The sequence below is a fragment of the Shewanella sp. SP2S2-6 genome, assembly GCF_031931965.1.
GTDB lineage: Bacteria > Pseudomonadota > Gammaproteobacteria > Enterobacterales > Shewanellaceae > Shewanella > Shewanella baltica.
This window is the reverse complement of record NZ_JAUOEQ010000002.1, coordinates 151,970-166,845: the sequence shown is the minus strand read 5'-3', so window position 1 is coordinate 166,845 and position 14,876 is coordinate 151,970. Positions and strand designations below refer to the sequence as shown.

Sequence of the window (14,876 nt, the reverse complement as noted above, 5' to 3'; positions counted from 1 at the left end):
TCACATTCACTTTTGATGGAACAAATAGGACATTAAGCACTATGACATTACGTAAAACGGCAATAGCCATCGCCCTTATGAGTACCTTAGCTGCCTGTGGTGGTTCTGGATCGGATGATTCAACGCCCACAACACCAACTACACCGGATAATCGCTTTAGTTACGTCGCCACTGAGATGATCATTAACTTGACCGATGACGTTATCGTGGCTGGTTATGCGGACTTAGCCGCGAAAGCGGAAGCACTTTTACTGGCGACTCAGAAGCTAACTAACTCAACAGCACAAGCGGATTTAGACGCAGCTCAAGCTGCGTGGAAAGCGGCACGTTTACCTTGGGAACAAGGTGAATCACATATTTTTGGCCCAGTTGACTCACTTAGCATCGATCCACATCTTGATAGCTGGCCACTCAATACGACCGATCTACAAACACAGCTAAATACTAACTCAGGTTTTGATGCTGAGACCATTAAGGGCTGGAACGATGATGTACAAGGTTTTCATACCATTGAATTCTTATTATTCGGCGATGGTGTGAATGGTAATACTAAACCTATCAGTCAGTTAACAGCAAAAGAACGTGAGTATCTCATTGCATTGGCCGAAGTGTTCCGTGATTACACTAAGCAACTCGACGATGCTTGGCAGATAAACCACAATCCGCAAGATGCTGCCGCTAAACCCTACGCTGAGTTGCTGAAGAATCCCGGTGTAGCAGGCAATACTATTTACTCATCGCAATTGGCTGTAGTTGAAGAGTTGATCAATGGCATGATTGCGATTGTCGATGAGGTCGGTAACGGTAAGATTGCTGATCCCTTTGGTGATTCCCTTGCCACCGCCGATACTTCAAAGGTGGAGTCGCAATATTCTTGGAACTCATTAGATGACTTTGCCAATAACATCATTGGTGTACGAAATGTATATCAAGGAGAGTTTACCGGTAACAGTGATCGTCAGGGCATCATTAACTTCGTGGCCGCTGCCGATGCGAACTTAGCGACACGTGTTAGCAGTGAAATCGATGATGCCATTATCAAGATCCGCGCTATTGCCGGCAGCAATCAACAGCCTTTCCGCCAAGCGATTAAAGATGATGCGGGAAGAGCGCGAATTCAAGTGGCTGTGGATGCCTTGACTAAGCTGAAAACCACACTTGAGTCTGATGTCATACCATTACTTTCTCGTTGGAAATCTTAATTTCATATTCAGAGCAATGCTAAGGCGATAGAGGTTCTTCGCATTGTCATGAAATGACGCTAAACGACGGAACCCGTTTGGTGAGTTATGTCTTAAGCAGCAAGGATGCAATTGCATAGTTGCTGCTTTGTCATTTTATTTGTGTGAGATTTTTGATGAATAACAGACACGTTTTATTACCTGCATTTTTCATTGGCTGTTTACAGCTGAGCGCCTGTGGTGGCAGTGGCGATGCACAAGATGTTGATACACCCATACCTGAACCCATTGTTTATCCTGAATATACGGATATCACTGCCAGCGGCGGCGCAACGACAACCTTTGATGCAGGCAATTCAGGACATGGTTTCTCTACACCATCGGTAAATCTAACAGCGACTGAACTTGCGCTGCACATGGCGGGCGATAAGTTTTTTGAGACTTCTTTTACCACGGCACCAAACGCTGAACACCCTGAGTTAGATGGTTTAGGCCCCGTATTTAATAACGCTAACTGCAATGCATGCCATCAACGTGATGGACGCAACTCGACTCCACAAGTCAGCGCAGGTCAGGCACGAGTCAAACTGGGATCGGATGCGGGCATCTTTTTGCGGATAAGTAAGGCTGCCAATGACGTCTGTATTAAAGGCGATGTGAGTAATGATTATTGTGCACCCATTCCAGTACCTGATTTCGGCGGACAACTGTTTCATCGAGGCGTACTGCAAGCACGTGGTGATTGGCAACAGAATCAGTTTATTGGGCAAGCGGATGTTTACTTATCCTATGATACAAAATCAGTGACTTACCCAGACGGTACTGAAGTCTTATTGAAGAAGCCGCTATTTGAAGTGGAAAACCCCTATGATGCGCCAGGAGAAACTAAGCAAAGCCCCAATTTGACCTCAAATCTTTTGCAAGACGATGTGTTAATGGGATGGCGTAATGGAATGCCAGTATTTGGCTTAGGTTTGCTCGAAGCGATTGCGCAAGAGGATATTTTGCAACATGTCGATGAAAATGATGCAAATCATGATGGTATTTCTGCAAGGGCAAACTATGTTTTTGATGCTGTGAAGGCACAAGCGGGTGATCAGGAACCTGTGTCTTTAGGCCGTTTTGGTTGGAAGGCGAATACCCCAAGTGTGCGTGTACAATCCCTAGGTGCACTGCGTGGCGATATTGGCATAACCAATCCTTTATTCCCCGATGAAAGTATCAAAGGTACGGCGCTACATGATGCTTATCTCACTCGAACAGGTTTTATTGATACAGGGGAAGATGAAAATGGTGCGCCTGAAGTCGGAGCTGAGTTCAGTGATGCTGTTGTTTTTTATGCTGAAACCTTGGCCGTTCCTGCAAGGCGGAATGTCGCTCAACCGAATGTAAGAGAGGGAGCGAGATTATTCACTCAACTTAATTGTACCGCTTGTCATGTGCCCTCTTATACCACTAAAACGAGTGGCGACATTGGTGGACGAGCCATGAGTGATAGCTTAAAAGGACAGAAGATATATCCCTTCACTGATTTATTATTACACGATATGGGCGAAGGGCTCGCCGATGGCCGACCAGACTTTTTAGCCTCGGGAAGCGAATGGCGTACAAGGCCACTATGGGGTATAGGTTTAACTCAGACGGTTAATCCTCAAGCCGGTTTCTTACATGATGGACGAGCCGCAACTCTAGAAGAAGCGATATTGTGGCATGGTGGTGAAGCTGAAAAGAGTCAAATTGCCTTTATGAATTTATCTAAAAATGAACGTGAGCAAGTCATTGCATTTTTAATGTCTTTGTAAAGCGTGACAGGATGATTTGTCGATTCATCCTGTTTACTGTATTTCAGTATGGGCAAACCTCAGGGTTTGCCTTTTTTTGTGAGCTTGCTAAAACTACCGCATATACCTGAGTGGTTTGGGGCTAAGCCCGTGATCTATTTCATGTAAATTGCAGGGTAAATCACCTAATATGAAATATCTTAATGGTTATTTTACTTGGGATTAATCGAGGCTAAATTGAAAAGAATTCTCATCATTTATTCTAGTGTTCACGGCCAGACCCAAAAGATTGCAACTAAGCTCGCGCAGCAGTTAACGGCCTTGGACAATGACGTGGTTACCGCTGATATCAAGGCCGCTCCCGCGCTCACTGAGTTCGATAAAATCATCATAGGCGCCAGTATTCGCCATGGTAAACATAATCCTAGCTTGTACGAATTTATCGAAAAGCATCAAGCCGTGTTGACGGATAAGGTCAGTGGTTTTTTCTCCGTTAGCTTAGTGGCGCGTAAACCCGAGAAAAACACGCCAGAAACTAATCCTTATATGCAGGCATTCTTAAGTAAAACCACTTGGCGGCCACAGTTATTACGAGTTTTTGGTGGTAACTTGAACTATCAAGGCTATAACGCCTTAGATAGAAATATCATCCGTTTCATCATGTGGCTAACGAAAGGACCTACGGATCCTGTTACGAATGTGGAATACACGGATTGGCAGAAAGTGGCTGATTTTGGTGAGCAGATCCATCGCGCCTAATTTTGGCATTAAATCACGGCGCCGCGTTTTGCCCCTAGCCCACTTTATTCGCGCTCATTAAGCCGTCACGAATGCATTCATCGCAAAGGGCAAAGGAAGCATTAAGTAGGATGAAAAATATGATGAGTAAACTCAGCTCCTTGTTCCGAGTCATGATGGCGTATCTGCATGTGTGGATTGTGATATCGAGCAGTTTACTCGTGTGTGCCAGCCCGTGGATTTTTATGGGCCGACGGATACCCGATAACGCCGGTTTTTGGGACTATTTGCATGTGTATTTAGGGTTAGCGTGCGCAGTGCTGGGGATATTGTTCTTGCTCAGCAATACCTTGCATGGCAAATGGCACCAGTACTTTGGTTGGCTAGCTGGCGATTGGGCGCAGTTAAAACAGGATATGGTTGGACTCACAAAAGGCAAATTCCCCGTCGCAGGCGGCAAAGGGTTATTTAGTGCCATCGAAGGTATAGGCATGCTGTTGCTGGTGGCGACTGGGATTACGGGTGTCGCTTGGTTGTTATTTCAAGGCACACCCACAGCGCTGGCGTGGCGCAGTTATCATCAAATTTTTGCGCAGGCTTTTATCGGTTTCTTGATCGTACATTTAGTCTTGGCAGCGAGCCATATTCTCGATTTTATTCGCCAATAATAGATTGGAAAATATCACTAAGTGACTGTGTTTATATAGGCGATTGAATTAAGTACTTATATTGCAAGCTTGTATCGAATGCGAATAAAAATGGCCTCCTAATTTGGAGGCCATTTTTTATGCTAGCGCGTATCTTGGATTAACGCTTGTACCTTAAACGAACCTATGTGTCTGGAATTAGCTTAGACGTTGCTGACGTGTCACACCAATTGCGGCGGCGAAGACTAAAAATAACCAGCCTAGGCTGCCACCCGATGAGGTTTTAGCAGCTGCGGCATCTTTCTCAATGGCAAGATAGTTAATTAACCCAATCAACTCATCTAAGGTTTTGATGCTGTTTAAGTTTACTGCGTATTTATCGTTCACGATAAAGGCGGGGACGCTGTCGATTTTGAATTCATTTTGCTGAGTGCGCCACAGGGCCAGCTTTTCATCGGTGCTTTTGCTATCGGCTAATTCGTCGTATTTAGCGGCATCGACGCCAAATTGGGCGAAGACTTTTTTGATGTCATCACGGCTGTTAATTTGCGGCTCGTGCTGATGGCCTGGTGCACTGTGATCGTGGCCGTTTGCGCCCTCAGCACCTTGGATTGCGGTAAACATGGCATGGGTTAAGGCGTCTTTGTTATCAAGGCTTTGGATCACGGCTAATGAACGCATCACTTCGGTGCCAATGTCGCTATTCATAAAGTCGACATGCTTATTGTCGAAACTTATCTGTTTGTTGAGGTTTGCCTTGATATCAGGCAAATAGTTGGTTTCCATATTGAAGCAGTTATGGCAATAAAATGAATAGAATTCAGTGAGTTTTGGTTCGCTGCTAGGCGCTTTGGTCGAGATTTGAGTGTAATGTGTGCCTTCAACAAAATTGGCGGCAAAGGTGCTCAAGGGTGCAATCGCTAAGGTAACAGCCAAGGCTAATTGTTTAATCATAGTTTCCTCAAATTCGGTGGGATTAAATTCACTGTGTCAGTTGTTGTTATCGGCAAAATTTAACGGCCAACATAAGCCATAAAGTGAGCTTCAATCTAGAAGTTTAGCTAGCCAAAATGCCAGCGTAACGCATAGGTTCAGGTTAAATGGAAAGGCTTAATTATGACTGAATTGGCCCGTCGCGACTGGGCTAAATCTGTGATCCCAATGGAAGTTTTGTCTTAGATTTACTTTAGCGTCGCCTTGGCGTCGCAATAGTGCAGACAGGATCACACCGCTAAAGCGATAGGTGTCGATAGGTAACGATTCGATAGTTGTTGATTAATGGCAAGTGCTCTCGCTGGTGAAATGCTTAGGCAATGTCCCTAAGTGACTGCCACGCTTCACACACTTCGCGAAAACGCGCCGCATCACCTTCGGGTCTGTCTGGGTGCCACTTGAGCGCTAAACGGCGCCATTGCTTGCGGATATCACGGGCGGTAGCACTCTCGTCTAATTCGAAAACCCGCAGTGCATTACCCTTATTCATCAGATTGATATTTAAGCCAATATAGCTCTTATAATTGCTCCAGAAGGCCTCAAGCAATTCACGCACTACGTTTTCGCTGGTATCGTAGTTATTCCAATCGAGATAATACTCACGCAGGGACGTATCTTGCATAATCAGCAGGTTAACGTTCGATGGGACTAAGCGGAAGATTTGGATTTCCATGGCTTTGACTTGCAGCCATTGCTTTGGCAGTAATATTTCTTGCAGTTCAAACAAGGCGTTCATCAGCAGGAAGTTACGTTTGAATAAATCGTTACCCGGATTTTCATCAAGCTGGTGGATCAGCCCTTGAGTTTGTAATTCTGTGGCTAAATGATGAATTTTCCAACTTTGGTTCGAGGCTTGTAAAACCGTGAGTAATGGCCAAATCAGTGGGTTATCGCCCTTAGTGTTTGCAACTCGAATCGATTGAGGTTCTTCAGTGAGCGAGGGTTTGGCAAATAACATACTGACTGTCCCATCCTAAATTGTGAGTGTGACCAATGCGCCGATAAAACCGCTGGGCTGCAAAAAAGATGACTCGAAACTACGATAAACGATGATCCACTAAGCTATGCCGTTCTGGACTGTGCAGCAAATCATGCCATAGAGGCAAAGTGTAGGCAAAGATGAATTTTAGAGCAATACCGTGGTGGTTTACTCCTACTTTAGATGGCTTCTTGTGCAAATAAGCCGTTAATAGCAGGCAGGTTTTAGGATGTTGTTGCTGAAGCGGGTTACTGCGCTAAAAAATATGCCCTTGTTTATATCACATCAAATCAAGGGCATGCTGATTGCTCACTTAAGAGGTAGAACTAGATTTCGGTGAAAATCACCTCTTGTTCTAGGCGAGATTTAGGCAATTTAGCGTTGAAATCATCTTCTGCGTGATAACCCAAGGCGACAACTACGCAGGCGCATAGACCTTGTTCTCTTAAGCCTAAGACTTGATTCATTTTAGTGGCATCAAAACCTTCGATCGGACACGCATCAATATCTAATACACTTGCACCGAGCATTAAGGTGCCAAGCGCTAAATAGACCTGTTTCTCCATCCAATGCTGGGCATCTTTCATCTCAAACTTATGCATATTGGCGAAGAATGAACGGCCATTATGCTGGGCTTGTTTTGCTTCCTCATTAGCTAAGCGGCCATCCTTTTCCTCTTGTTCAAGGATTTGCAGCAAATACGCTTCATCTAATTGAGTACGAGTGCAGAGCACCAACACATGGGAAGCATTGAGGATTTTTGGGGTATTAAAGGCATAATTCTCAGTTGCTTGAGCGACTAACGCTTTTCCCTCAGCCGTGCTCGCTAGTACAAAATGCCAAGGCTGTGAGTTTACTGACGAAGGGCTGAATTGCAGTAGGGTTTTGATGTCTGCAATTTTTTCCGCTGGAATCGTCTTTGTTGGATCAAAGGCTTTAGTGGTGTAACGTTTTTTGGCGAAGAAACTTAAATCACTCATGTAACAGCTCCAAATCATCAGGAATACAAATTCAATGGCAGCATTTTAAGCAGGTTCAAGTAAAAAACAATGTGATCAAGACAGGTATTAGTTTCAAAAAAAATTTGAAACTGGGTGCCGATGCAACGCTAAAAAGGAGTAAAACGCCAAGTCGTTTAATTGAGATTTTGGATAGGGAATCGGTGTCTTTACCGTTGAAGCTCGATTTCATTTTAGGGAAATTATAGATAAATATCAGGGACAGATGCTGGCAGCAAAGATTAGGGCAAAGCTTTAGCTGCCTTAGTTGAATGGCTATTAACCCTCCAAAGCCGAGGTAAAGGAACCTTTAGTCATCCTGAATTTATTGTCACTTTTTTGCCCCAAAGCAAGATAACTTTGTTGTCAGTTGTGCAGCATTCATTGTCATTGTTTCCCCTGTGATTCGCCATAAACTCGTCCCTGAGGGCTCGACGACGGCATCCATGCCGCCAACGGTCACAGTTGCAACAATGCCAATCTTAACTAACACTTCTGCTGTTCGTTTAGCTAAAAAGCTATTTGCCCCAAAGTCAGTTAGAGTTGATGCTTCATGTCGACAACTCACTCTCCATTTTCCATACTTTACCTAATCTGACAGAAACGCTTTAGACCATCAGGTCCAACATGCCAATTCTGTCCAGCTACCGCAATTTTCTTGCAAAAGTCTTTACCTTCTGTTTGAATGTGTTTTCTGTTCGCGAACAGAAAACACAGCGGAGCAGGATTATGCTTAAACCACAAGATCTATTAGTTACTTTTAAAATTCTGAGTTATGAAATTGGTTGCTCATCTGTAGAGAGTAGAAGTCACAACTCAAGGAAGGCTCCATGGGTAATATTTGAACCAATAAGTGTGTACGACAGGGAAAAGGATGAGATTATCGTTTCTGATGAACCAGATGACTTTGAAGCTGCAGATCTAGCATTGATTGAACAGTTCATCCTAGAAGGGGAGTCGGAAGAACAACGAGCTAGTTGGACTTATAGAAAGTTGGCGCAACAGCTTTTTATGTCCCTCAGTGAAGTAAGTCAAGCAATCAAAAGAGCGAGTAAAGCAGGGTTATTGATAAAAAGAGGGGACAAAGGCGTCCGAGTCAATAAGACCGTACTAATTGACTATGTCCGCTTCGGTGCAGGAGTTAGCTTTTTTGTCGAGCGAGGGAAAGTTGTCCGAGGTATCCCAACCGCTAGTGCTGCTTCATCATTTAAAGATATATTCGTCTCTTCAGCTGAATTTCCTACCGTCTGGCCTTGTGCCCGAGGGACTGTTAAGGGGATCGCCATAGCCCCTATTTACAAATCAGTGCCAAAAGCGGTTATGATTGATCCGTGGCTCTATAAGCAATTGGCATTATTAGATATTTTTAGAGTGGGTAGTGCTAGGGAGAAAGAGGAAGCAATGCCTTACCTAGCCAAGTTGAAAGGTAATTCATGACAGAACATGAAGCATTAATACTGCCCATAGCTCATGCTTTGGGTAACGACTTATTGGAGCAGGTAGCGTTTGTTGGAGGGGCCACTGTGTCCCTTCACTTAGATGATGCTCAACCCATTGATATCAGTAGTACTAAGGACGTGGACTTTATTGTCTCAGTGTCGAGTTATTATGGTTATCAGGTGTTGGCAGAACAGCTGCGTAGTCGAGGATTCAAACCGTCTATACCCGAAAAAGGCGAAGAAGCACCAATGTGTCGATTCGAATGTGAGGGTATTTTAGTTGATGTGATGCCTGATAAAGAAGACATTCTTGGTTTTTCAAACCCCTGGTTTCAGGTCGGGCTTCAAGAGTCTGTCACATACACTCTGCCAGATGGGTTAACAATAAAAATAGCCCAAGCTAAACATCTATTGGCCACAAAGCTTGTGGCGTTCGCTACTCGTGGTAGGGATATGCTGAGTAGTAAAGATGCTGAGGACATTGTCGTGTTAGTTAATGGCAGGGATGCTTTGCTTGACGAAGTAAAAGAATCTCCCATTGAACTTAGGCAGTTCGTTCAAGAGGCAATGTCCAAATTCATCGCTAACTCTGATTTTGACTACTTGTTAAGAAATGCTCTGAATGGCGAAGAGGAAGAAAGGTTTGAAATGATTGAAGAGCGCTTTAATGAGCTTTCATCTAAGGAGTTTCTTCTTTGACCCCTAGCATTTTAGCTTGTGAAGTAGGAGGCTGTGAGCAAGTAAACGCCGATTACGCAGATCACTGGGCTGTTCAAGGTGGGCACTTCTATGTTGTTTGCGATGGCATTGGTCACAATGAGAACACTGCAGCAGCAGTTAGTGAGTTTTGTGAGCTGTTAAAAGGTGAGTTATCAGGGGGCATTATTAGTGATGAAACAGCCCTCGGTGATGCAATCATCAATGCTGTAAGGTCCTTAGAGCAACGGAGAGTCAGCTTTGCATTTTGTACGACTGCCGCATTGAAGTTGAACGATAGCTTGGTAGTTGCGCATTGTGGAGATTGTCGGCTGGGGTTCTTAACTCCTGAAGGCGTTGATTGGAAGACAGTGGACGACGTTCCTCACTATAAACTGCATCGTGACGGGGTGTTGGATAGGGACAGTTACTTGAAAGCTCGACACTTGGTTTCTTGTAAGATTAAACCTGGTGTTATAAGAGAGAGTCTAAAGGTTTACTCTTTGGACAATCCAGAACCCCAGTGCATGTTGCTATGTAGTGACGGCTTTTGGTCATATGTAGAGGTGGATCTTGAAGGGACTCAGGTTCTCAGTATGGAAGTGATTGACAGAATGCTGCCAGAATTGGCAAGCAGTGCATCTGATAATTTCAGTGTTATCTTGGTCTAGCAACTGGACGGAATTGCACTTCCTAATAAAAAAACTAATTTGATTTGGCTTGGTTAAATCGCATGGCGAAACTAATAGTTGTCCAAAAGCGTGCTGCATAAGGCTTTTAAATCTACAGATTACGCTAATGCCAAAAAGGTGAGCTAGGGTGATTTGCGAGACGACCGTCCGCCCCATGGACGGGGCGGTCGAGCATCCACGGATGGACTGGCTGCGAGTCGATGAGCGAATGCCATGGCTCGCCCATCCGTAGGAGTCAGCATTTAAGTTACCAAGTAACAAGTCATTTTGTCGTACTAACCCTCTATTTTTTACGTGCTTCTGTCTAAAAGTGGGTTACGTATCTCTTTTAAATCTACAGGTTACGCTAGTGCTAAAAAGGCAAGCCAGAGAGCTATGCAAGATGGCAATCCGCCCCTGCCTCCAATAATGAATTTAACTAAAGCCGCTTAAGCTAGCGCAATACCTTGCTTAAAAACGCTTGGGTACGGGCTTCTTTGGGGTGGCTAAATAGCTCATCTGGCGGGCTTGATTCAACTACATAACCGCCATCCATAAAGATCACTCGATCGGATACATCGCGCGCAAAGCCCATTTCGTGGGTGACAATCACCATGGTCATGCCCTTTAGCGCTAAGTCTTTCATCACGTCTAGCACATCGCCGACCATTTCTGGATCGAGTGCCGATGTCGGCTCATCAAATAACATCAAGTCTGGTTCCATCGCTAATGCACGGGCAATGGCAACCCTTTGCTTTTGGCCGCCAGACAAACTGGCGGGATAGGCATTGGCTTTGTCACTTAAGCCAACCTGTGCCAGTAGGTCGAGGGCTTTCGTTTCGGCCTGAGCTGGCGTCATCAGTTTTAGGCTGATGGGTGCTAAGGTGATGTTTTGAATGACGGTTTTATGGGGGAACAGGTTAAAGTTTTGAAACACCATACCCACTTTTTGCCGCAGTTTATCTACGCTCGCATTTGGCGCTGTGATGAGTTGGCCTTCAATCTCGATATCGCCTTGGCTTGGCTGCTCTAACAGATTGATACAACGCAAAAAGGTACTCTTGCCGCTGCCGCTTGGGCCAATCACACTCACCACTTCACCCTGACGAATATGCTCACTAATGCCCTTGAGCACGAGGTTATCGCCGAAGTTTTTATGCAGGTTGGTTATTTTAATCACTTTGTTTCAACCTCTTTTCAAATTTCGACAGCACAAACGTGAAGCTGTAGGTCAGGAATAGGTAAATAAGGGCACAGGTAAATAACGGCACACTGTCCTCGAAGGTACGGCTACGGATGATTTCACCGGCTCGCATAAGGTCGACGCCACCGATAAAGCCAATAACGGCGGTTTCCTTGAGGAGCACGATAAATTCATTTCCGAGTGCGGGCAGAATATTCTTGATCGCTTGGGGCAAAATAATCGACTTCATGGTCATCGCTTGGGATAAACCGAGCGAACGTGCCGCTTCGGTTTGACCTTTGTCGACGGCTTGAATGCCCGCGCGGATAATCTCAGAGATATACGCGCCGCTATTGAGGCCAAAGGCGATGATGGCGGCGGTGATTTTATCGACATCTAATGCTGAAAGTACGATGAAGTAAAGGATCACTAACTGCACAACCACTGGCGTGCCACGGATAACACCGACATAAAGATTGGCGGGGAAGCGGATATACCACTTAGACGACATCTTCATAAAGGTGGTGCCAATGCCTAACACTGCGCCTAATAACATGGCGAAGAAAGTGACGATTAACGTCACTTTCAAACCATTTAATATCAGCAGTATGCCTATCATGCCATCTTCGCCAATCGGGCTAAACAGCGAGGTATTAATTGCGTCTATCATGCTGATATCACTTTATATGGGCAGAAACGAGCGTCTGATATTGGCCGTCGGCTTTCATGTTAGCCAGTGTTTTATTGATGCTCGCCAGCAGTTCAGGCTGCTCTTTTGACACGGCGAAACCATAAAACTCAGCAGGAAAATCCAGTTTAATCATCTTTAATTCAGGATTTTTAGCCAGATAGTTAGCGGCAGGTTCGCTGTCGAATAACACTAAATCTACCTTTGAATTTTTAAGCTCCATAATGGCTTCGAAACCCGTATTAAAGGCGGTGATATTTTGGGTGTATTTTTTCGACATAATGTCAGCGGTTGTGCCTAACTGCACCGCAAAGTGTTTGCCTTTAATATCTTCAAGCGTATGAATGCTATCGTTATCTTTGTTGACTAGTACGACTTGAGTCGCTTCGTAGTAAGGCTCTGAGAAGTTTACGTTGGCCTGACGTTCAGCAGTAATCGTCATGCCCGAGGCGATAAAATCAATCTTGCCTGAATTAAGCGCGACGATCAGTGAATCGAATTTCATGTTTTCGACTTTCAGTGTCTTGCCCGCGTCTTTAGCGATTTGCTTGGCCAGATCGATATCAAAGCCTTTGATTTCATCGCCACTTTGGCCGCCAACATATTCAAAAGGAGGGAAGGCGGCATTGGTGCCAACGACTAACACGTCATCGCTTTTTCCGCATCCAGCTAACAACAAGGTGGCAGTTAAGGTCAGGCCGCCTAATAACATGGACTTTTTCATTTAAGACTCTCTTGTTCGATTTCACTATCAGTGTGGCGACTATAGGCAGATGAGCATTAAGTGTCAATAATTATGCTATTAATTTGATTAAAAATTCATTTTTATTTTGCAGTTTTAAGTCGCAAGATTGAGGCCCGCTGCTTTCCTGTACAAATTTGTGTGTAAGTTGTTTTTTCTGGGTTGAATTATTGTGCTTTGGTCTATAACTATTGTTACTGTTAGGTTTTTGGCTATCTATACTTCTGTGGTGTTTATTAGCGGCTTCTCAATGAGAGTGTCATAATTTGAACTATCGCCTATTATTCTTTGATTAAATTGGCTAGTTTAGCCGCTCTTTAACGGCAACCTTAGTTGGTGTTATTCCTATTTTATGCAGTTTAATCCTCTGGCTGATTTGATTATCAAGCTAGAAACGATGTTTCAGGAGTTAAAAGTGAACTATCTCAACTCAGCATTAGTGTGTTTAGCCCTGTGCTTATCGGGTGCACTGCAGGCCGAAGAGCAAACTCAGTGGCATTACAGCTTAGGCAGCCATGATTTTGTGGTCGAGGATTCTCACACCTTAGGGGTGAATGCGAGTCTATTGTTAGAACATAAAACCCAAAACGATATTTTGCTGACGGCGGCGCTGGATGCCTATATAGACGTAGATGTCGATAAACTCGACCCTGACCACATCCCTGTGTGGTTTAAGTCTGCCTATGCCGCGAGCGGTGAACTTTATCGTGTTAATCCCGCGTTTTCATTCGGTTGGCAGTTCGATTTACAGGGAAAGCGTAATACCGTTAGCTCGGTTGAGAAACAAGCTAAGGTATTTCCTGGGCTGACAGCTAACTTTGATGGGCAAGCATTACAGGCCCAGTTCAAGGCGGGTGCGGGTTATTACTATCTCGAAATCGATGACGATGTGCCTAGAACCCGAGGTTACGACCGTGGCGATTTTGGCAATGGTACGTTTGCTTATACCTTTATGGGGAGTTTAGGGGCGGATGTGACGCCTAAGCTACATATGCAAGTGGCCGCGCAGACATGGCAGGACGAGGGCAAATGGTTAGAGAATCAATATCGCTTTGAGCTGAGTTACCAAACCGATTTTTGGCGGCCTAACAGCATGCTCGTGTTGAGCGCCGAGCACACGCAATACAATTTAGACCACTATGCCAAAGTCGATATTAACTCGGCTGAGTATTTGCCTATTCTGCCATGGGATAGCGATACGCTAGTGCGTTTGAGCTTAGTGATCCCTTGGTAACATAGTGTCACTTATGAGTTAAGTGCTTCTCGACTAAAGCGATCATGGCTTGAGCTGCAAAGGACAATACTTGGTCTTTGCGCCAAAAGAGCGATAACTCCCAGCGCAGCTCGTCACTCGCCAGCGGGATATTCACGACGCCGGGCACGCTGTAGCGCCGCGCGATAGAGCGCGGTAATACCATCACCCCAGTGCCCGCCGCGACTAAGGCAATCCCGAAATCGGCTTGGCTAACGCGGGTGATGTTTTTAGGGACAAATCCGGCGTGTCGGCAGGCATTGAGCACTAATTGATAGAGGGTGTATTCGGTTTCGAACATCACCTGAGGGTCGGCACTGAGATCGCTAAACGACAGTATCTGTCGGGTGGATAACGGATTTTCCTTGGGAAGCACCACTACCATAGGATCGTTAAACACCCGAATACCATCATAGCCGTCATCAAAATCGATAATCCCTGTGGCCAGTTCAATCTCACCCTTTTGGATCGCCGAAGTTTGTTCTACACCGCCACGGACGAGCAAGTGCATGTCTATTTGCGGATATTGCTGGCGATACTTGGCAATAATGGGGGCAAAAATCTCGGCGCTGCCCAGCGGCGCTAATCCCAGATTGAGTTCGCCTGCGGTTAAGCTGCGCTGCGCCGTGAGTTCGGCGAGCATGCGTTGCCTTCCGGCGAGCAGGTCTTTACCGTGTCGATAAACGACTTCGCCTGCGGGAGTGAGTTTAACTTGGGTGCCGCGTTTACCGCGCTCAAGTAAGGTGAGATCGAGTTCTTGTTCTAACTGGCGCACGGCTTTTGATAACGCAGGTTGGGTGAGGTGGACTTTATCGCTGGCTTTACCAAAGCCTCCGGCATCGACGATTTCGATAAAATAGCGAATAACTTTGAGGTCCATTGGGCTTC

At 45.2% G+C, this 14,876-nt stretch carries 15 protein-coding genes; 8 read left to right on the top strand and 7 right to left on the bottom strand.

The annotated features are described in order from the left end of the window. Window positions 1-41 precede the first annotated feature (41 nt). The 4 genes from Q4Q57_RS02720 (at window position 42) to Q4Q57_RS02705 (ending at window position 4,368) form a co-directional block, all read left to right on the top strand. The gene (locus tag Q4Q57_RS02720) at window positions 42-1,202 is read left to right on the top strand and encodes an imelysin family protein (protein WP_259590505.1); all 1,161 of its coding nucleotides are present in this window, start codon (window positions 42-44) and stop codon (window positions 1,200-1,202) included. A 155-nt stretch (window positions 1,203-1,357) separates the two neighbouring features. Then, on the top strand, window positions 1,358-2,983 hold the full coding sequence (locus tag Q4Q57_RS02715) for a di-heme oxidoredictase family protein (RefSeq protein WP_071940124.1): 1,626 nt from the start codon (window positions 1,358-1,360) through the stop codon (window positions 2,981-2,983). A gap of 216 nt (window positions 2,984-3,199) precedes the next feature. After that, on the top strand, window positions 3,200-3,721 hold the full coding sequence (hemG, locus tag Q4Q57_RS02710) for a menaquinone-dependent protoporphyrinogen IX dehydrogenase (protein ID WP_107404864.1): 522 nt from the start codon (window positions 3,200-3,202) through the stop codon (window positions 3,719-3,721). A gap of 119 nt (window positions 3,722-3,840) precedes the next feature. Then, complete coding sequence (locus Q4Q57_RS02705) at window positions 3,841-4,368, top strand: cytochrome b/b6 domain-containing protein (RefSeq protein ID WP_259578384.1); 528 nt, start codon at window positions 3,841-3,843, stop codon at window positions 4,366-4,368. Window positions 4,369-4,545: 177 nt separating this feature from the next. On the opposite strand, the gene Q4Q57_RS02700 is transcribed toward Q4Q57_RS02705, so the two are convergent. The 3 genes from Q4Q57_RS02700 to nfsB all read right to left on the bottom strand — a co-directional run bounded on the left by Q4Q57_RS02700 (window position 4,546) and on the right by nfsB (window position 7,299). Further along, window positions 4,546-5,301 carry a DsbA family protein gene (locus Q4Q57_RS02700; RefSeq protein ID WP_311889628.1) on the bottom strand — a complete coding sequence of 252 codons (756 nt, stop codon included), beginning with the start codon at window positions 5,299-5,301 and terminating at the stop codon, window positions 4,546-4,548. A gap of 352 nt (window positions 5,302-5,653) precedes the next feature. Beyond that, window positions 5,654-6,298, bottom strand: a complete 645-nt coding sequence (locus Q4Q57_RS02695) for a DNA-J related domain-containing protein (RefSeq protein ID WP_071940128.1) — start codon at window positions 6,296-6,298, stop codon at window positions 5,654-5,656. Window positions 6,299-6,645: 347 nt separating this feature from the next. Then, window positions 6,646-7,299 carry an oxygen-insensitive NAD(P)H nitroreductase gene (nfsB, locus tag Q4Q57_RS02690; RefSeq protein WP_220592143.1) on the bottom strand — a complete coding sequence of 218 codons (654 nt, stop codon included), beginning with the start codon at window positions 7,297-7,299 and terminating at the stop codon, window positions 6,646-6,648. A gap of 747 nt (window positions 7,300-8,046) precedes the next feature. Here nfsB and Q4Q57_RS02685 point away from each other — a divergent pair. The 3 genes from Q4Q57_RS02685 to Q4Q57_RS02675 are packed head-to-tail and all read left to right on the top strand — an operon-like array spanning window position 8,047 to window position 10,123. Next, window positions 8,047-8,754, top strand: a complete 708-nt coding sequence (locus tag Q4Q57_RS02685) for a hypothetical protein (RefSeq protein WP_311889627.1) — start codon at window positions 8,047-8,049, stop codon at window positions 8,752-8,754. Beyond that, window positions 8,751-9,455 (top strand): hypothetical protein, encoded by a 705-nt coding sequence (locus tag Q4Q57_RS02680; RefSeq protein ID WP_311889626.1) that lies wholly within the window; start codon window positions 8,751-8,753, stop codon window positions 9,453-9,455. Before Q4Q57_RS02685 ends, Q4Q57_RS02680 begins: the two co-directional genes overlap by 4 nt. Next, window positions 9,452-10,123, top strand: a complete 672-nt coding sequence (locus tag Q4Q57_RS02675; RefSeq protein ID WP_259562554.1) for a PP2C family protein-serine/threonine phosphatase — start codon at window positions 9,452-9,454, stop codon at window positions 10,121-10,123. Before Q4Q57_RS02680 ends, Q4Q57_RS02675 begins: the two co-directional genes overlap by 4 nt. Window positions 10,124-10,577: 454 nt before the next feature. On the opposite strand, the gene Q4Q57_RS02670 is transcribed toward Q4Q57_RS02675, so the two are convergent. From Q4Q57_RS02670 to Q4Q57_RS02660, 3 genes are read right to left on the bottom strand one after another with little or no spacing between them, the layout of a single operon-like run. After that, a complete protein-coding gene (locus tag Q4Q57_RS02670; RefSeq protein ID WP_283629999.1) occupies window positions 10,578-11,303 on the bottom strand; it encodes an amino acid ABC transporter ATP-binding protein in 726 nt (241 codons plus the stop codon). Further along, window positions 11,296-11,976 (bottom strand): amino acid ABC transporter permease, encoded by a 681-nt coding sequence (locus Q4Q57_RS02665; RefSeq protein ID WP_006085903.1) that lies wholly within the window; start codon window positions 11,974-11,976, stop codon window positions 11,296-11,298. Before Q4Q57_RS02665 ends, Q4Q57_RS02670 begins: the two co-directional genes overlap by 8 nt. Window positions 11,977-11,983: 7 nt before the next feature. Then, complete coding sequence (locus Q4Q57_RS02660) at window positions 11,984-12,718, bottom strand: basic amino acid ABC transporter substrate-binding protein (RefSeq protein ID WP_011847627.1); 735 nt, start codon at window positions 12,716-12,718, stop codon at window positions 11,984-11,986. A 433-nt stretch (window positions 12,719-13,151) separates the two neighbouring features. On the opposite strand from Q4Q57_RS02660, the gene Q4Q57_RS02655 reads away from it, so the two are divergent. Continuing rightward, the gene (locus tag Q4Q57_RS02655; RefSeq protein WP_409438182.1) at window positions 13,152-13,970 is read left to right on the top strand and encodes a hypothetical protein; all 819 of its coding nucleotides are present in this window, start codon (window positions 13,152-13,154) and stop codon (window positions 13,968-13,970) included. 7 nt (window positions 13,971-13,977) lie between these two features. Here the strand turns inward: Q4Q57_RS02655 and Q4Q57_RS02650 are convergent, their stop codons facing one another. Continuing rightward, window positions 13,978-14,868 carry a LysR family transcriptional regulator gene (locus tag Q4Q57_RS02650; protein WP_063883785.1) on the bottom strand — a complete coding sequence of 297 codons (891 nt, stop codon included), beginning with the start codon at window positions 14,866-14,868 and terminating at the stop codon, window positions 13,978-13,980. Window positions 14,869-14,876 lie beyond the last annotated feature (8 nt).